We start from the raw sequence: 17,240 nt of genomic DNA on the forward strand, positions 1-17,240 counted from the left end.
GCGCTGTGACCGGACCGGCCCTGCCGCGTGACCTGCACCCGATCGCCTGGTGGACCTGGGCGATCGGGCTGGCCACCGCGGCGTCGCTCACCACCAACCCGCTGCTGCTCCTCCTCGTGATGGGCACGGCGTCGGTGGTGGTCGTGGCACGCCGGTCCGGTCACCCCTTCGGCCGCTCGTTCCGCCTCTACGTCTCGCTCGCCGTCCTGACGGTCGTGCTGCGCGTCGTCTTCCGGATCGTCTTCGGCGGCCAGGAGGTCGGTCACGTGCTGCTCGACCTTCCCGAGGTGCCGCTGCCGGACTGGGCGGCCGGCGTCCGGCTGCTCGGCCCGGTCACCAGCGAGGCGCTGCTCGCGGGCCTCTACGACGGCATGCGCCTCGCCGCGATCATCATCTGCGTCGGCGCCGCCAACTCGCTCGCCAACCCCAAGCGGCTGCTGGCCTCGGTGCCGCCGGCGCTCTACGAGATCGGCACCGCGCTCGTCGTCGCGGTGACGATCTTCCCCCAGCTCGCCGACAGCGCCCGCCGGGTGCGCGCGGCGCAGGCCCTGCGCGGGGGAGCGACGAAGGGCGTGGGTCGGCTGCGGCGGTTCCTCGTGCCCGTCCTCGAGGACGCGCTGGAGCGTTCGCTCGCGCTCGCCGCGGGCATGGACACCCGCGGCTACGGCCGGTCGGGCGGCGCCACGCCCCGCCAGCGCCGGACCACCGGCGCCCTGCTCATGCTCGCCCTCGCCGGCATCTGCGTCGGGACCTACGCCTGGCTCGACCCGACCGCGCCCCGGGTGCTCGCGCTGCCGATGCTCGGCGCCGGAGCCGTGGTCGCGGTGGTCGGGCTGGTCAGCGCCGGTCGGCGGGTCGAGCGCACCCGCTACCGCCCCGACCCGTGGAACCCGCCCGAGCTGCTCACGGTCGCCGTCGGCGTCGCGGTCGCGGCGCTCGGCTGGCACCTCGGTCGCACGCAGGTGGTGGTCGCCTACCCGACGGTCGACGTGATGCCCTACCTCTCCCCGCTGGCCCTCGCCGTCGGCCTGCTCGGTGTCGTCCCGGCGGTCGCGACACCGCTCCCCGCGACCACGCCCGTACGGACCGCGCAGGAGCCCGAGGCCGTGCCGACCCACGACCACGCCGACCAGGAGGTGGCCGCATGATCGGGCGCGACGTGGTCGAGCTGCGCGGGATCGGGCTGCGCTACGACCGCCACCACGTGCTGCGCGACGTCGACCTCACCCTCGAGGAGGGCGAGCTCGTCGTCGTCTCGGGCCGCACCGGCGTGGGGAAGTCGTCCCTCCTCGGCGTCGTGACCGGGCTGGTGCCGCGCTTCACCGGCGGCGAGCTGACCGGCGACGTGCTGCTCGACGGCCGCAGCATCCTCGACCAGCCGCCGCGCGAGCGCGCGCACCGGGTCGGCTACGTCGGCCAGGACCCGCTCGCCGGGTTCGTGACCGACACGGTCGAGGAGGAGCTCGCCTACGGGATGGAGCAGCTCGGCGTGCCGGCCGAGACGATGCGCCGCCGGGTCGAGGAGACCCTCGACCTGCTCGGCATCGCCGACCTGCGCGCCCGCGACCTCCGGACCCTGTCGGGCGGGCAGCAGCAGCGCGTCGCGATCGGCTCCGTGCTCACGACCCACCCGCGGGTCCTCGTGCTGGACGAGCCCACGTCGGCGCTCGACCCGACGGCCGCCGAGGACGTCCTGGCCACCATCACCCGACTGGTCCACGACCTCGGGCTGACCGTGCTGCTCGCCGAGCACCGCCTCGAGCGGGTCGTGCCGTTCGCCGATCGGATCTGCCTGGTGACCGGCGACGGCGGGATCCGTACGGCCGCGCCCGAGGTCGTCCTGGCCGACTCGCCGGTGGCCCCGCCGCTGGTCGACCTCGGCCGCCTCGCCGGCTGGGACCCGCTGCCGCTCACGGTGCGCGACGCCCGTCGGCACGCCCGGTCGTTGCCGGACCTCCGGCCGCCCACGGACCCCGTGCTGACCGCCGCCGAGCCCCTGGTCGAGGCGCGTGGCGTCACCGTCGTGCACGGCCGCACCGTGGCGGTGCGCGAGGTCGACCTGACCCTCTCCGCCGGTCGGGTGACGGTCCTGATGGGCCGCAACGGCTCGGGCAAGTCCAGCCTGATCTGGACCCTCCAGGGGTCCGGGAAGCGTCGGTCGGGCACGCTGTCGGTGGGCGGCGACGACCCCGCCTCGCTGTCGGCCGCCGAGCGCCGCGCCCACGTCGGGCTGGTCCCGCAGACGGCCGCCGACCTGCTCTACCTCGAGTCGGTCGCCGACGAGTGCGCCGCCGCGGACTCCGGCGCCGAGGCGCGCCCCGACACCTGCCGCGGGCTGCTCGACCGGCTGGCGCCGGGCATCGACCCCGCGACCCACCCCCGCGACCTCTCGGAGGGCCAGCGCCTCGCCCTGGCGCTCGCGATCGTGCTGACCGCGCGTCCGCCGGTCGTCCTGCTCGACGAGCCGACCCGCGGCCTCGACTACGCCGGCAAGGCCGAGCTGGCGCGGATCGTGGCCGACCTCGCCGCCGACGGCCACGCCGTCCTGCTCGCCACCCACGACGTGGAGTTCGCCGCGCACGTGGCCGACGACGTCGTCGTGATGGCCGAGGGCGAGGTGGTCTCCAGCGGGCCGCCGCGGCGCGTGCTCGCCGAGTCGCCGTCGTTCGCCCCGCAGGTCACCAAGGTCCTCGGTGCGCCGTGGCTCGTGGTGGAGGAAGTGGCCGACGCGCTGGCGGGGGTGACGGCGCGATGAGCCTCCTCGACCGGGCAGCACCCGCCCGCGACGACCGCCGCGACGAGCACCCCGGTGTGGCGCTGCCGATCGGCCCGCGCACGGCCGCCGTGCTCGTCCTCGCGTCGCTCGCCGGACTGATGATGCTGTGCTGGCCGCTGCTCCTCGAGGCCCAGCCCGGCCAGCGGGTCGAGCCGCCGTTCCTCTTCCTCGCCCTGCTGCCGCTGGTGATGGTCGTCGTCCTGGCCGAGATGGGCGAGGGCGGGATGGACTCCCGGGTGCTGGCCGTGCTCGGCGTGCTCTCGGCCATCAACGCGGTGATGCGCGGCCTCGGCGCCGGGACGGCCGGCATCGAGATGGTGTTCTTCCTCCTCGTGCTGGGGGGCCGGGTGTTCGGCGCCGGCTTCGGCTTCGTGCTCGGCTGCACCTCGCTCTTCGCCTCGGCGCTGCTCACCGCCGGCGTCGGGCCGTGGCTGCCGTTCCAGATGATCTGCGCCGCGTGGGTGGGGATGGGCGCCGGGATGCTGCCGCGGCGGGTCGGTGGCCGCGCCGAGATCGCGATGCTCGTCGGCTACGCGGTCGTCGCGTCCTACCTCTACGGCCTGCTGATGAACCTCAGCTACTGGCCCTTCACCCTCGGCATCGTGGTCCCCGGCCACGAGGGCTCGCTGGCCTACGTCGCGGGCGCGCCGGTGCTGGAGAACGCCCACCGCTTCGGTGTCTACACCCTGCTCACCTCGACCGGCGGCTGGGACACCGGGCGCGCGATCACCACGGGCGTGGCGATCGTGGTGCTCGGGCCGGCGATCCTCACCACCCTGCGCCGTGCGGCTCGCCGCGCGGTGGTCAGGGGCGCAGCACGATGATCCGGTCGTCGGCCGGGGTCGGCTGACCGCGACCGTCCCGGTTCGACGTGGTCAGCCAGAGCCGCCCGTCGGGGGCGGTGACGACGGTGCGCAGCCGGCCGTAGTCGCCGGTGAGGAACGCCTTCGGGGCCGACGCCGTGCCGTCGGCGGAGACGTCGATGCGCCACAGCCGCTGACCGCGCAGGCCCGCCATCCACAGGTGGCCGTCGGCCCACGCCAGTCCGCTGGGGGAGGCCTCCTCGACCGGCCAGACCAGCTGCGGGTCGATGAACCGGCGTCCGCCGCCGGCACCCTCGACCTCGGGCCAGCCGTAGTTGCCGCCCTTCTCGACCAGGTTGAGCTCGTCCCACTCGGAGTCGCCGAACTCGGAGGCCCACAGGCGGCCCTCGTCGTCCCAGGCGAGGCCCTGCACGTTGCGGTGCCCGAGCGACCACACCGGTGACGCCGGGTCGGGATTGCCGGGCGCGGGGTCGCCGTCGGCGGTGATCCGCAGGATCTTGCCCGCCAGGCTGTCGGGGTCCTGCGCGAGCTCCGGGTCGCCGGTCTCGCCGGTGGTGACGTAGAGGTAGCCGTCCGGCCCGAACGCGATCCGGCCGCCGTCGTGGATGAAGCCGCGCGGGATGCCCTGCAGCACCACCTGCGGCTCGCCGAGCGTCGTGCCGTCGAGCCGCGCGCGCACGACCCGGTTGTCGGTGCCGGTCGTGACGTAGAGGAAGAGCGTCCGGTCGCGGGTGAAGTCGGGGGAGACGGCGACGCCGAGCAGCCCCGCCTCGCCCTCGGGGACCGTCGCGGCCACACCGCCGAGCCGGGTCAGCGCGCCGTCCGCGTCGACCCCGAGGACCCGGCCGCTGATCCGCTCGGTGACGACAGCGCTGCCGTCGGGGAGGAAGTCCACCCCCCACGGCACCTCGAGCTGGTCGACCAGCGTGCGGACCACGCGAGGCGAGCGCTGTCCCCCCGAGCCGCCGGTCGAGCCGCCGGTCGAGCCGCCGTCGTCCCCGTCGGGGCCGGCGGTCGGCTGGCTGGGGAGGTCGGTGGGCTGGGTGACCCGCGGGATCGGCTGCTGCTCGTTGCCCGCGCACCCGGTGGCGGCACCCAGCACGACCGCCAGCGAGGTGAGGGCGAGGCGCGATCTCATGTCGCGATTGTGCCGGGTGCGTCCTGACGGGCGCCGGTGCGCGTGGCGCCGACCGACGCGGCGACGACGCACGCCACGGCCAGCCACTGGACGGGCGACAGGGTCTCGTGGAGCACCGCGATCGCCGCCAGGGCCGCGGCTGCGGGCTCGAGGCTCATCAGGATGCCGAAGACGGCCGGGCGCAGCGAGCGCAGCGCGACCAGCTCGCAGCTGTAGGGGATCACCGAGCTCAGCAGGCCGACGAGCGCGCCGAGCAGCAGCACCCGCCCGTCCCACAGGTCCGAGCCGGCGGTGAGCAGCGCGGGGAGGGTCATCGCCGTGGCGGCGACCAGGCTGGCGACGGCGAGGCCGTCGAACCCGGCCCAGCGGCGCCCGGTGCCGGCGCTCAGCAGGATGTAGGCCGCCCACGCGGCGCCGGCGAGCAGGGCGAACAGCACGCCCGCGAGGTCGAGGTCGGTGCGCTCGAACCCGAGCAGGAGCACGCCGACGCCGGCGAGGAGCACCCAGGCCAGGTCGCGGGCCCGGCGCGAGCCGAGCACGGCGAGCGTGAGCGGGCCGATGAACTCGATGGTCACCGCGATGCCCAGCGGGATCCGGGCGAAGGACTGGTAGATCGCCCAGTTCATCGTCGCCAGGCTCGCGCCGAAGCCGACGACCACCAGCCAGTCCTCCCGGGAACGCCCACGCAGGCGGGGCCGGGCGAGCGCCACCAGCACGACCGCGCTGGTGACCAGGCGCAGCCAGACCATCGCGGTCGGCGAGACGACGTCGAACAGCGCCTTCGCGATCGCCGCGCCCAGCTGCACCGACGCGATGCCGACGAGGACGAGACCGACGGGTCCGAGCGCGGCGCGGCTCGGTCGGTCGGTCACCGGCCCACCCTATGCAGGGGGCGGCCCCGCGCCGGGCGTGGTCCCGTGCTCGGACAGGCTGTCGAGCGCGCGGCGGGTGTGGCGCTGCTCGGCGGCGAAGTAGTCGAGGCCCCAGTCCGCGACGATCGAGGGGAACCGGAAGGCGTCGCCCGGCTCGTCGGCCCCGCGGAGGCTCTCGCGCACCTGCGTCAGGTCGGCCAGCGCGGTGTCGAGCTCGTCGAGGTAGTCGCGCAGCATCCGGCGGGTGTGGTCGGGCTCGGTGGCGTGGCCGACGAGCAGGCGCAGCAGCACCGTGTGCTTCAGCACCGGGAAGCCGGCCGGCGTGGCGTCCATCCAGGTCCGGAGCGCCTGCTGGCCCGCCTCGGTGATGGCGTACGTCGTCACCTCGCGCCCGCCGTCGGGGCGGGTCGACGGCCGCACCAGCCCGTGGTCGGTGAGGCGGCGCAGCTCGGTGTAGACCTGGCTCATCGCGGGGGACACCCAGTAGAAGCGCAGCGTGACGTCGGCGCGCTGCTTGACCTCGTAGCCGGTCAGCTCGTCGCCGAACGTGAGCAGCCCGAGGATCGCGTAGCCCGTGACGGGAAGGTCTTGACTCATCTCCCGACCAGAGTAGTGTTCCTAATCGGAATAGTCACGGAGGGGGACCCGGAGTGTCAGGGGAGCACGCGATCGAGGCCGAGGGCCTCGTCAAGCAGTTCGGCGAGACGCTGGCGGTCGACGACGTCAGCTTCGTGGTGCCACGGGGCTCGGTGCTGGGCCTGCTGGGCCCCAACGGCGCCGGCAAGACGACGACGGTGCGCATGATGACCACGCTGACCCGCCCGACCCGCGGGACGGCTCGCGTGGCCGGCCACGACGTGCTCGAGGACCCGGCTGCGGTCCGCCGCTCGATGGGGCTCACTGGCCAGTCCGCCACGGTCGACGAGCTGCTGACCGGGCGCGAGAACCTCTGGCTGGTCGGCAGCCTCTACGGCCTCGACCGGCGCACCATCGCCCGGGTCAGCGACGAGCTGCTCGAGCGGTTCTCCCTCACCGACGCGGCGGGACGCGTGGTGAAGACGTACTCCGGTGGCATGCGCCGGCGCCTCGACCTGGCGGTGAGCCTGGTCGCCACGCCGCCCGTGCTGTTCCTCGACGAGCCGACGACTGGCCTCGACCCCCGCAGCCGCGTCGAGCTGTGGGAGGTGCTGCGCGACCTCGTCGACGACGGCACCACGCTGCTGCTCACCACGCAGTACCTCGAGGAGGCCGACCAGCTCGCCGACGACATCGTCGTCATCGACCGCGGCACGGTGATCGCCCAGGGCACGCCGCTGGAGCTCAAGGACGCCTCGGGCAGGGCGTCGCTCGTGGTCACCGTCTCGCGTGCCGACGACCTCGCTGCCGCGGCCGAGCGGATCCGCGGCGCCGGGCTCGAGACCCACGTCGAGACCTCCGCCCGGCGGATCACCGCCCCGGCCGAGGGCCTGTCCGACGTCACCCGGATCGCGGCGATCTTCGACGGCAGCGGCATCGAGATCGACGACCTCGGGCTCCAGCGCCCCAGCCTCGACGACGTGTTCCTCAACCTCACCGGCCACCGCGCCGAGGACGGCCCCGACGCCGATGCGGACCCCGACGACGACACGACCCTCGCGGAGGTGCGGGCATGAGCCTGACGGAGCAGACCCACCGGGCCGGAGCGCTGGAGCGGCCCGAGATCCGGCACACGTCCCTGTGGCACCAGTCGGTCACGATCTTCCGGCGCAACCTGATCCACATCAAGCGGATGCCGGAGATGCTGCTCGACGTCACCATCCAGCCGGTGATGTTCGTGCTGCTCTTCGCCTTCGTCTTCGGCGGCGCGATCACCGTGTCGTCGGCCACCGGCTACCGCGAGTGGCTGCTCGGCGGGATCATGGGCCAGACCATCGCCTTCGCCTCGTTCATCGTCGCCATCGGGCTCACCGCCGACATCGACAAGGGCATCGTCGACCGGTTCCGGTCGCTGCCGATCAACCCCGCCGCGATCCTCGTCGGGCGCAGCATGTCGAGCATCACCCACTCGTTCATCGGCATCGTCGTGATGTCGCTGACCGGCCTGGTCGTCGGGTGGCGGATCCGCGGGTCGGTCCTCGACGCGCTCGCCGCCTACGGGCTGCTGCTGCTCTGGGGCTTCGCGATGATCTGGGTCGGCATCCTCGTCGGCTCGGCGATGCGCTCGGTCGAGGCGGTCAACGGCGTCATGTTCACCACGATGTTCCCGCTGACCTTCCTCTCCAACGCCTTCGCGCCGTCGGAGGCGATGAGCCCGGTCCTGCGCGCGATCGCGGAGTGGAACCCGATCTCCGCGCTCGTCCAGGCCGTCCGCGAGCTGTGGGGCAACACCGGGCCGGCGCCGGCCGACTCGCACCTGCCGATGCACCACCCGGTGCTCTTCACGGTGCTGTGGACCGTCGCGATCACGGCTGTCGTCGCGCCGCTCGCGCTCAGGGTCTTCCGCAACCGCACGATGCAGTGACCAGCACGGTCAGCCCAGAAGTCGATCCAGGGTCGTCCCAGGAGGAGAGAACATGTCGCGCACGCTGTTGATGGTCGGCACCCGCAAGGGCCTGTGGCTCGGGACCTCCGACGAGGCCCGGACCGCCTGGGACTGGACGGGTCCGCACTTCCCGATGGAGGAGGTCTACTCCGTCATGCTCGACACGCGCGGCGACACCCCGCGGCTGCTGGCCGGCGCGTCGTCGAGCTGGCTGGGGCCGCAGGTGTGGCGCTCCGACGACCTGGGCACCACGTGGGACGAGACCCCCAACGGCGCGGCCCGCTTCCCCGAGGACACGGGCGCGACCCTCGCCCGCGTGTGGCAGCTCCAGCCGGGTTTCGAGGACGGAGTGGTCTGGGCCGGGACCGAGCCGGGGGCGATCTTCCGCTCGACCGACCGCGGCGAGACCTTCTCCCTGGTGCGCGGCCTGTGGGACCACCCGCACCGCCCCGAGTGGAACGCGGGCTTCGGCGGACAGGCCTTCCACACGATCCTCCCCGACCCGCGCGACGGCGAGCACGTGCTGGCGGCCCTCTCGACCGGCGGGGTCTACGTCACCGCCGACGGGGGATCGTCCTGGTCGCCCTCCAACACCGGCGTGAAGGCCGAGTTCTTCCCCGGCGAGCGCAACTACCCGGAGTTCGGGCAGTGCGTCCACAAGGTCGCCCGCGACGCCGAGGACCCCGACCGGCTCTACCTGCAGAACCACGGCGGCGTCTACCGCTCGGACGACGGCGGCGCGTCCTGGCAGGACATCGCGCCGGGCCTCCCGACCGAGTTCGGGTTCGCCATGGTGGCGCACCCCCACCGGGCCGGCACGGCGTACAACTTCCCGATCACCGGCGCCGAGGCGCGCTGGCCGGTCGACGGCAAGGCCCGGGTCTACCGCACGCACGACGCCGGCGCCTCGTGGGAGCCGCTCGGCGAGGGCGCGCTGCCCGACGGCTACTTCACCGCGGTGATGCGCGACGCGATGTGCGTCGACGACCACGACCTGCCCGGCCTCTACTTCGGTGGCCGCAACGGCGGCGTGTGGGCCTCGCCCGACGAGGGGTCGACCTGGGCGGAGATCCACAAGGACCTGCCCGACGTGCTGGTCGTCCGCGCCGCCCGGATCGACTGAACCGAGCCGGGGACGACGGCACGTCGTCAGGTCTAGGGTGCCGCCATGGCCCGCTTCTCGCTCTCCCGCACCACCCGTGTCGAGGCCGGACCGGTCCGCGTCCACGCCCTCGTCGACGACTTCCGCGAGTGGCAGAAGTGGTCGCCCTGGGAGGACGTCGACCCCGCCCTGCACCGCGAGTACACCGGGCCCGACCACGGGGTCGGAGCGACCTACCGCTGGTCGGGCAACAAGAAGGCCGGGGAGGGCCGGATGACGATCACCGGGTCGACGCCGACGTCCGTGGTCGTCGACCTGGAGTTCCTCAAGCCGTTCAGGGCCACCAACGTCACCACGTTCGACCTCGCGCCGGTCGGCGACGCCACCGAGGTCACGTGGACGATGACGGGGGAGCGCAACGCCGCGATGTCGCTGCTCGGCCGGCTCTTCTTCGACACGGCGTTCGGCCGGGACTTCGAGAAGGGGCTGGCCTCCCTGAAGGCCGAGGCCGAGCGGCCGTGAGACGTCGTGCGGGCGGCGTCGGGGCGCGGACTAGCCTGCAGCCATGACCCATGCAGCCGACGGACCCGACATCAAGCCCCGCAGCCGCGACGTCACGGACGGCCTCGAGAAGGCCGCCGCCCGCGGCATGCTCCGTGCGGTCGGCATGGGGGACGACGACTGGGTCAAGCCGCAGATCGGCGTCGCGTCGAGTTGGAACGAGATCACGCCCTGCAACCTGTCGCTCGACCGGCTCGCCAAGGCGGTCAAGAACGGCGTGCACGCGGCGGGCGGCTACCCGCTGGAGTTCGGCACCATCTCGGTCTCCGACGGGATCTCGATGGGCCACGAGGGCATGCACTTCTCCCTCGTCAGCCGCGAGGTGATCGCCGACTCGGTCGAGACGGTGATGATGGCCGAGCGGCTCGACGGCTCGGTGCTGCTGGCCGGCTGCGACAAGTCGCTGCCCGGCATGCTGATGGCCGCGGCCCGGCTCGACCTGGCCAGCGTGTTCCTCTACGCCGGCTCGACGATGCCCGGGCAGGTCGACGGCCAGGACGTCACCATCATCGACGCCTTCGAGGCAGTCGGCGCGTGCCTCGCCGGCCGGATCACCGAGGACGAGGTGACCCGCATCGAGAAGGCGATCTGCCCCGGCGAGGGCGCCTGCGGCGGCATGTACACCGCCAACACGATGGCGAGCGTCGCCGAGGCGCTCGGCATGAGCCTGCCCGGCTCGGCCGCCCCGCCGGCGGTCGACCGGCGCCGCGACGGCTTCGCGCACCGCTCCGGCGAGGCCGTCGTCGGGATGCTGCGCCACGGCATCACCGCACGCCAGGTCATGACCAAGCCGGCCTTCGAGAACGCGATCGCCGTGGTCATGGCCCTCGGCGGCTCCACCAACGCGGTGCTCCACCTGCTCGCGATCGCCCGCGAGGCCGAGGTCGACCTCACCCTCGACGACTTCAACCGGATCGGCGAGAAGGTGCCGCACATCGGCGACCTCAAGCCGTTCGGCCGCTACGTGATGAACGACGTCGACAAGATCGGCGGCATCCCGGTGGTCATGAAGGCGCTGCTCGACGCCGGCCTGATGCACGGCGACACCCTCACCGTCACCGGTCGCACGATGGCCGAGAACCTCGAGGCGCTCGCGCCGCAGCACGTCGACGGCGACGTGCTGCGCCACCTCGACGCCCCGATCCACGCCACCGGCGGCCTCACCATCCTCAAGGGCTCGCTCGCCCCCGAGGGTGCGGTGGTCAAGAGCGCCGGCTTCGACGACTCCACCTTCACCGGCACCGCGCGGGTCTTCGACGGCGAGCGCAAGGCGCTCGACGCGCTCGCCGAGGGCGCGATCACCGCCGGCGACGTCGTCGTGATCCGCTACGAGGGCCCCAAGGGCGGCCCGGGCATGCGCGAGATGCTCGCCATCACCGGCGCGATCAAGGGCGCCGGGCTCGGCAAGGACGTGCTGCTGATCACCGACGGTCGCTTCTCCGGCGGCACGACCGGCCTCTGCGTGGGCCACATCGCCCCCGAGGCCGTCGACGCCGGCCCGATCGCGTTCGTCCGCGACGGTGACCCGATCACCCTCGACGTGGCCAACCGGACGCTGTCGATCGACGTCGACCCCGCCGAGCTCGAGGCCCGCGCGGAGGGCTGGGAGCCGCTGGCGCCGAAGTACACCCGCGGCGTGCTCGGCAAGTACGCCAAGGTCGTGCAGTCCGCGGCCCACGGCGCGGTCTGCGGCTGACGGGTAGGTTGCGGTCGTGACGACCGCAGCCGACCTCGACGCCGCCGACCCTCTGGCCCACCTCCGCGACCGCTTCGTCGGCGCCACCACCGACCTCGTCTACTTCGACGGCAACTCGCTCGGCCGCCCGCTCGTGGCCACCGCCGAGCGGGTGCGGTCGTTCGTCGAGGACGAGTGGGGCGGGCGGCTGATCCGGGGCTGGGACGAGCGGTGGTACGACCAGCCGCTGGTGCTCGGCGACGAGATCGCCCGCGTCTGCCTGGGCGCCGCGCCGGGACAGACGTTCGTCGGCGACTCGACGACGGTCCTGCTCTACAAGCTGATCCGCGCGGCCGTCGACGGTGCGCCGGCGGGCCGCGACGAGATCGTCATCGACGACGACAGCTTCCCCACCGACCGCTACCTCGTCGAGGGCATCGCCGCGGAGCGCGGACTGACCGTCCGCTGGCTCGAGGTCGACCGCGACAGCGGCCCGTCGCCGGAGGCCGTCGCCGCGGTCGTGGGCGAGCGGACCGCGGTCGTCGTGCTGTGCCACGTCGCGTACCGCTCCGGCTTCCTCGCCGACGTGCCGGCGATCACCCGCGTCGTCCACGACGCCGGCGGTCTCGTGCTGTGGGACCTGTGCCACTCCGCGGGCTCGGTGCCGACCGAGCTCGACGCGTGGGACGTCGACCTCGCGGTCGGCTGCACCTACAAGTACCTCAACGGCGGCCCCGGCTCGCCGGCGTTCGGCTACGTCGCCACCCGCCACCAGCACCTGCGCCAGCCCGTGCAGGGGTGGATGGGCCACGCCGACCCGTTCCTCATGGGCCCGGGCTACACGCCGGCCGAGGGCGTCCGGCGCTACATCTCCGGCACCCCGCCGATCAGCGCGATGCTCGCGATGGCCGACATGGTGGCGCTCGTCGACGAGGCCGGGATCGACGCGGTCCGGGCCAAGTCGGTCGCCCTGACGTCGTACGCGATCGACCTGGCCGACGAGCTGCTCGCCGACCACGGCGTGACCGTCGCCTCGCCGCGCGACCCCGAGCGGCGCGGCGGCCACGTGACGCTCCACCACCCGCGGATGAAGGAGGTCGTCGCGGCGCTCTGGGAGCGCGACGTGATCCCCGACTACCGCGACCCCGGCGGCCTGCGGGTCGGGCTCTCGCCGCTGTCGACGTCGTTCGACGAGGTGCGCCGCGGGATGGAGGCGATCCGGGACGCGCTCACCGGCTGAGCGATCGGGTGCTCGTAGGGTGGCCCGCGTGACCGTGAACCTCCCCTTCCCGAGCGCCCAGCGCCAGACCCCGCACGGCCAGCGCATCGGTCGCGCCGTCGACTGGCACGGCGCGGCCGCGCCCGCGAAGGGCACGCTGCTCGAGGGCAAGGGCGTGCGGCTCGAACCGATCGGCCCGCAGCACGTCGACGACCTGTATGCCGCGCTGTGCCGCGAGTCCGACGACGCGCTGTGGACCTACCTCTTCTGGGACCGGCCGCGCGAGCGGGACGAGATGGCGGCGATCGTGGAGCACGGCGCCACCGACCCGGGACAGGTGATGTTCGCCGTGGTGCCGGTCGAGACCGGGACCGCTGCGGGCTTCTGCTCGTTCATGCGGATCGACGCCGCCATGGGCTCGGTCGAGGTCGGCGGCATCCTGCTGGGCCGGCAGCTCCAGCGCAGCCGGGGCGCCACCGAGGCGATGGCCCTGATGCTGCGCCACGCGTTCGACGACCTCGGCTTCCGTCGCTACGAGTGGAAGTGCGACAGCCTCAACGCGCCCTCGCGGCGCGCGGCGGTCAGGCTCGGCTTCATCTGGGAGGGTCGCTTCCGCAACGCCGTGGTCTACAAGGGCCGCAACCGCGACACCGACTGGTTCTCCATCACCGACCGGGAGTGGCCGCGGGTGCGACGCGCGCTCGACGACTGGCTCGACGACGCCAACTTCGACGACCACGGGCGCCAGCGCACGCGGCTGGCCGCCCGGCCACCCGCCGACCCGGCGACGTCCTCCCAGGGGCAGTGACATGGACCAGCGCGTCAGCTTCATCACCCTCGTCGTCACCGACCTCGGCGCCACCCGGGACTTCTACGTCGACGGTCTCGGCTGGGAGCCGGAGCTGCACGTCGTGGGGGAGGTGCTGATGTTCCGGGTCGCCGAGAAGGTCGTGCTGAGCTTCTGGGCCGAGGCCGGGTTCGTCGCGGAGGTCGGCCACGCGCCCACCCGCGGCGGCGTCCCGCCGATCACCCTGTCGCACAACCTCGCCACCACCGACGGCGTCGACACCGTGCTCGAGCAGGCGCGGGTCGCCGGGGCCACCGACGTGGGTGCCGCCGAGCAGCGCGCGTGGGGCGGCTACTCCGGCTACTTCGCCGACCCCGACGGCTTCCGCTGGGAAGTCGCCCACAACCCCGGTGAGATCGGGCAGTCTGTGCTCCCGTGAGCACCGACCTCCCGTCCGTCCCGTCGTGGGACGACTACTTCCTCGGCATCGCCACCGCCGTCGCCGCGCGCGCCAAGTGCACCCGGCGCCGGGTCGGGGCCGTGCTCACCATCGACCACCGGATCATCGCCACCGGCTACAACGGCGCCGCGCCCGGTGAGGACGACTGCCTGATGGGCGCGTGCCCGCGGGGCCAGCTCGGCTACGACGAGGTGCCCGGGCTCGGGGACTACGACCGGCCCGGCGCCCCCGGCTTCTGCATCGCGATCCACGCTGAGGTCAACGCGCTCCTCTTCGCCACCCGCGACACCAAGGGTGCGACGGCCTACATCACCGACCCGCCCTGCCCCGGCTGCCGCAAGGCGCTCGCCGCGGCCGGCGTCGTCCGGGCCGTGTGGCCCGACGGCGAGCACGACCGGGTGGGGCTCACGGCCTGGTGACGGTCAGCGGTCGGCGGCCTGCTCCTCGGTGGCCTGCTCCTCGGCCGCCCGCTCCTCGGCCGCCTGCTGCTCCGCGCGGCGCCGCCGCCGCACCTCGCCGCGCGCGACGACGTAGGCGATGACGACCGGCACGGCGACCTTCGCCGTCGGCTCCACCCACGCCGGCAGGTCCGGCAGGTCCGGCAGGTCCGGAAGGTCCGGCCAGGGGATCGACGGCAGGTGGATGTCGGGCCACGGGATCGCCGGCAGGTCGGGCCAGGGGATCGACGGGAGGTCGGGCCAGGGGATCGACGGGAGGTCGACGTCGGGCCACGGCACCCGTGCGAGGAGCCACAGCAGCAGCACCGGCACCAGGACGCCGGCGGCCGCGGCCGCGGTGCGGCGCGCCGTGTGGAGGCGAGGGTGGGCGCCGATCCACTCGGCCCGGGCGGCGGCCCGCGAGCCCGGCTCGGGCTCGAGGTCCGTGCCACCGAGGCCGGTGTGCGCCTCGGCCTCCGTGCCGTGCAGCGTGACGCGGTGCGCCGGACCGACGAACCCGAAGACCAGGCGCAGGGCTCCCTCGGCCCCCCGCGGAGCCACGACGAACTTCTCGTCGGAGGTCTTCCTCCTCCCGACCTCGACGCCGTCGCGGTGCCACACCACGGTCCGGGTCAGCGCACCCTGCTCGACCACCACCTCGTGGTCGACACCGTCCACGCTGCGGTGCCATCGTTCGGTCTCGCCCATGCGTGCAATACTAGAGCGCATACTCCATTAATGAAAGGTGGCCATGGCGCGCACCGTCGACCCCGAGCGTCACCTCGCCCGGCGCCTGCAGATCATCGACGCGGCGATCACCTGCTTCGCGGCCAGTGGCTACGCCGGCGCGACGACCGCCGCGATCTGCCGCGAGGCGGGGATCGGGTCGGGCACGTTCTTCCACTACTTCCCGACCAAGCAGGACCTGCTGGTGGGCATCCTCGCGCTCGGCACGCAGGAGACCCGCGCGTGGTTCGCCGGGCGGCCCGCCGACGCCGACCCGCTCGGGGTCGTCGAGGCCTACGTGGCCCACGCGGCCGACGAGATGGCCGACCCGCGGATGGCGGGGTTCGTACGTGCGGTCGGCGCGGTGATGGGCGAGCCCGTCGTGGAGGCGGCGCTGGCCGACGACACCCGCGCGATCGAGGAGGGCCTGGCTCCGTGGGTCCAGCGCGCCCGGGTCGCGGGCCAGGTCCGTGACGACGTGCCGGCGGCCGACCTCACCCAGTGGGTGATCGCGGTCGTCGACGGGTTCCTCGGCCGGCTGGCCGTCGAGGAGCGCTTCACCGCGACCGGCCAGCGCGCGATGCTGCTCGACGTGGTGCGCCGGCTGCTCGCGCCGGCGCCCGCCTGAGCGCCCGGCGACCCCTCAGTGCGGGCGGACCCAGACCAGCTCGTCGGCCTCCCACTTCTCCAGCGCCACCGGCACCAGCCGGCCCACCAGGTCTCCGGGGGAGAGGCCGGCGAGGTCGGTGGCGTGCTCGGCGCCGAAGGCCTGCCCGACCCGGTTGTTGTGCTGGTCGACCTCGGAGTCGCGACGGTTCGGGCTGCCGACCTCCTGCTCCGCGGCGATCGCGCGGGCGGCGTCGAGGCCGAACCGCGCGGTCAGGGCGGCCTGCCACGCGAAGTGGCGCACCGCGTTGGTGCGGCCGGGCACCCCGCGGCCGTGGGTCGCCGCCGCGGCCAGCGCGGCCTGCGAGATGCGCAGCACCTCGAACGCCTCGGTGGGCGAGAGCCCCGCCCGCGTCGCCGCGACCCAGAGCCGCGGCACGCCGGTCCCGGCGTGGATCGCCTGGCGGGTGAGGTGAGCAAAACCCATGGACACACCCTGACAGACTCGCCCGCATGACCTCGCCCGTCCGCTACCCGCGACCGCTCCGACCCGGTGACCGGATCGGCGTGACCTCGCCGTCGGCCGGGGTCGTCGGCGCCGGTGCCGAGCGGATCGACTTCAGCGCCGACTGGCTGCGCGGTCGTGGCTACGACGTCGTGGTGGGCGAGTGCATGGACGGCTCCGGCCTCACCTCGGCCCCGGCCGAGGTGCGTGCGGCCGAGCTGACCGCGATGCTGGCCGACCCGGAGATCGCCTGCGTCGTCCCGCCGTGGGGCGGCGAGACCGCGATCGACCTCGTCGACCTGCTCGACTGGGACCTCCTGGCCGCGAGCGAGCCGACCTGGCTGGTCGGCTTCTCCGACCTCTCGACCGTGCTGCTCCCGATCACCACCCGTCTGGGCTGGGCGACGGTCCACGGCGACAACCTCGCCGACACGCCGTACGCCGTGCCCGAGGGCCTGCTGCACTGGCTCGACCTGGTCGGCGGACCCGGACCCTTCGTGCAGCGCGACGCGAGGATCGTCACCGACTGGTGGCGCTTCGAGGAGGACACCCGTGCCACCACCTGGAAGCACGTCGGCGCGGGCGGCTGGGAGCTGCGTGGCGGCGGCACGCTCGACGTCACCGGCCGGCTGGTCGGCGGGTGCATCGAGACGGTCGGGCCGCTCGCCGGGACGCCGTACGGCGACGTCCGCGCGTGGGCGGAGCGGTTCGAGGAGCCGACGATCGTCTACGTCGAGGCCTGCGAGTCCGAGGCCGTCGACATCTGCCGTCACCTCCACTCGATGCGGCTCGCCGGTTGGTTCGACCGCGCCGCCGCCGTGCTCGTCGGCAGCACGCGGGCCCCCGACCACCCCGACCTGACCCAGCGCGGAGCCGTCGAGGACGCCCTCGGCCGCCTCGACGTGCCGATCGTGTGGGACCTCGAGATCGGCCACGTCCCGCCGCACCTCCCGCTGGTCAACGGGGCGCTGGCGCGGGTGGTCGTCGACGGCGACCGGCACGAGGTCACCCAGACCCTGGCGTGAGCCCCT

General features: G+C 73.9%; 19 protein-coding genes. 14 read left to right on the forward strand and 5 right to left on the reverse strand.

Annotated features, from left to right (window positions below; all coding sequences use genetic code 11):
- Positions 1–5: 5 nt before the first annotated feature.
- The 3 genes from KDN32_RS05985 to KDN32_RS05995 are packed head-to-tail and all read left to right on the forward strand — an operon-like array spanning position 6 to position 3,600.
- On the forward strand, positions 6–1,148 hold the full coding sequence (locus KDN32_RS05985; protein WP_211731145.1) for an energy-coupling factor transporter transmembrane component T: 1,143 nt from the start codon (positions 6–8) through the stop codon (positions 1,146–1,148).
- On the forward strand, positions 1,145–2,755 hold the full coding sequence (locus tag KDN32_RS05990) for an ABC transporter ATP-binding protein (protein ID WP_211731146.1): 1,611 nt from the start codon (positions 1,145–1,147) through the stop codon (positions 2,753–2,755). The genes KDN32_RS05985 and KDN32_RS05990 overlap by 4 nt, the downstream gene beginning before the upstream one ends.
- Positions 2,752–3,600, forward strand: a complete 849-nt coding sequence (locus KDN32_RS05995) for an ECF transporter S component (RefSeq protein WP_211731147.1) — start codon at positions 2,752–2,754, stop codon at positions 3,598–3,600. The genes KDN32_RS05990 and KDN32_RS05995 overlap by 4 nt, the downstream gene beginning before the upstream one ends.
- Here the strand turns inward: KDN32_RS05995 and KDN32_RS06000 are convergent.
- The 3 genes from KDN32_RS06000 to KDN32_RS06010 are packed head-to-tail and all read right to left on the reverse strand — an operon-like array spanning position 3,581 to position 6,207.
- Positions 3,581–4,738, reverse strand: a complete 1,158-nt coding sequence (locus tag KDN32_RS06000; protein ID WP_211731148.1) for a PQQ-dependent sugar dehydrogenase — start codon at positions 4,736–4,738, stop codon at positions 3,581–3,583. The two genes, KDN32_RS05995 and KDN32_RS06000, sit on opposite strands and share 20 nt — an antisense overlap.
- On the reverse strand, positions 4,735–5,610 hold the full coding sequence (locus tag KDN32_RS06005; protein ID WP_307853761.1) for an EamA family transporter: 876 nt from the start codon (positions 5,608–5,610) through the stop codon (positions 4,735–4,737). The genes KDN32_RS06000 and KDN32_RS06005 overlap by 4 nt, the downstream gene beginning before the upstream one ends.
- 9 nt (positions 5,611–5,619) lie before the next feature.
- Positions 5,620–6,207 carry a PadR family transcriptional regulator gene (locus tag KDN32_RS06010; protein WP_211731149.1) on the reverse strand — a complete coding sequence of 196 codons (588 nt, stop codon included), beginning with the start codon at positions 6,205–6,207 and terminating at the stop codon, positions 5,620–5,622.
- Between the two features lie 53 nt (positions 6,208–6,260).
- Here KDN32_RS06010 and KDN32_RS06015 point away from each other — a divergent pair, with 53 nt between their 5' ends.
- Genes KDN32_RS06015 through KDN32_RS06055 form a run of 9 tightly spaced genes read left to right on the forward strand, consistent with a single transcriptional unit; the run spans position 6,261 to position 14,354 of the window.
- The gene (locus tag KDN32_RS06015; RefSeq protein WP_211731150.1) at positions 6,261–7,262 is read left to right on the forward strand and encodes an ATP-binding cassette domain-containing protein; all 1,002 of its coding nucleotides are present in this window, start codon (positions 6,261–6,263) and stop codon (positions 7,260–7,262) included.
- Positions 7,259–8,110, forward strand: coding sequence for an ABC transporter permease (locus KDN32_RS06020; protein WP_211731151.1), 852 nt, complete (start codon positions 7,259–7,261; stop codon positions 8,108–8,110). The genes KDN32_RS06015 and KDN32_RS06020 overlap by 4 nt, the downstream gene beginning before the upstream one ends.
- A 52-nt stretch (positions 8,111–8,162) precedes the next feature.
- On the forward strand, positions 8,163–9,254 hold the full coding sequence (locus KDN32_RS06025) for a WD40/YVTN/BNR-like repeat-containing protein (protein ID WP_211731152.1): 1,092 nt from the start codon (positions 8,163–8,165) through the stop codon (positions 9,252–9,254).
- A 45-nt stretch (positions 9,255–9,299) separates the two neighbouring features.
- The gene (locus tag KDN32_RS06030) at positions 9,300–9,755 is read left to right on the forward strand and encodes an SRPBCC family protein (protein ID WP_211731153.1); all 456 of its coding nucleotides are present in this window, start codon (positions 9,300–9,302) and stop codon (positions 9,753–9,755) included.
- Positions 9,756–9,798: 43 nt separating this feature from the next.
- Complete coding sequence (gene ilvD, locus KDN32_RS06035) at positions 9,799–11,490, forward strand: dihydroxy-acid dehydratase (protein ID WP_211731154.1); 1,692 nt, start codon at positions 9,799–9,801, stop codon at positions 11,488–11,490.
- A gap of 16 nt (positions 11,491–11,506) precedes the next feature.
- The gene (locus KDN32_RS06040) at positions 11,507–12,709 is read left to right on the forward strand and encodes a kynureninase (RefSeq protein ID WP_211731155.1); all 1,203 of its coding nucleotides are present in this window, start codon (positions 11,507–11,509) and stop codon (positions 12,707–12,709) included.
- Between the two features lie 28 nt (positions 12,710–12,737).
- Positions 12,738–13,496 carry a GNAT family N-acetyltransferase gene (locus tag KDN32_RS06045; RefSeq protein ID WP_307853762.1) on the forward strand — a complete coding sequence of 253 codons (759 nt, stop codon included), beginning with the start codon at positions 12,738–12,740 and terminating at the stop codon, positions 13,494–13,496.
- A 1-nt stretch (position 13,497) separates the two neighbouring features.
- Complete coding sequence (locus tag KDN32_RS06050) at positions 13,498–13,914, forward strand: VOC family protein (protein WP_211731156.1); 417 nt, start codon at positions 13,498–13,500, stop codon at positions 13,912–13,914.
- Positions 13,911–14,354, forward strand: a complete 444-nt coding sequence (locus KDN32_RS06055) for a deoxycytidylate deaminase (RefSeq protein ID WP_211731157.1) — start codon at positions 13,911–13,913, stop codon at positions 14,352–14,354. The genes KDN32_RS06050 and KDN32_RS06055 overlap by 4 nt, the downstream gene beginning before the upstream one ends.
- 3 nt (positions 14,355–14,357) lie before the next feature.
- On the opposite strand, the gene KDN32_RS06060 is transcribed toward KDN32_RS06055, so the two are convergent.
- A complete protein-coding gene (locus KDN32_RS06060; protein ID WP_211731158.1) occupies positions 14,358–15,080 on the reverse strand; it encodes a hypothetical protein in 723 nt (240 codons plus the stop codon).
- Between the two features lie 43 nt (positions 15,081–15,123).
- Between KDN32_RS06060 and KDN32_RS06065 the strand changes: the two genes are divergently transcribed.
- A complete protein-coding gene (locus tag KDN32_RS06065; RefSeq protein WP_211731159.1) occupies positions 15,124–15,726 on the forward strand; it encodes a TetR/AcrR family transcriptional regulator in 603 nt (200 codons plus the stop codon).
- 15 nt (positions 15,727–15,741) lie between these two features.
- Here KDN32_RS06065 and KDN32_RS06070 read toward each other — a convergent pair whose 3' ends face one another.
- Positions 15,742–16,191, reverse strand: a complete 450-nt coding sequence (locus tag KDN32_RS06070) for a DUF6973 domain-containing protein (RefSeq protein WP_211731160.1) — start codon at positions 16,189–16,191, stop codon at positions 15,742–15,744.
- A 26-nt stretch (positions 16,192–16,217) separates the two neighbouring features.
- On the opposite strand from KDN32_RS06070, the gene KDN32_RS06075 reads away from it, so the two are divergent.
- A complete protein-coding gene (locus KDN32_RS06075; RefSeq protein WP_211731161.1) occupies positions 16,218–17,234 on the forward strand; it encodes a S66 family peptidase in 1,017 nt (338 codons plus the stop codon).
- Positions 17,235–17,240: the final 6 nt, after the last annotated feature.

Source organism: Nocardioides palaemonis (genome assembly GCF_018275325.1).
Taxonomy (GTDB): Bacteria; Actinomycetota; Actinomycetes; order Propionibacteriales; family Nocardioidaceae; genus Nocardioides; species Nocardioides palaemonis.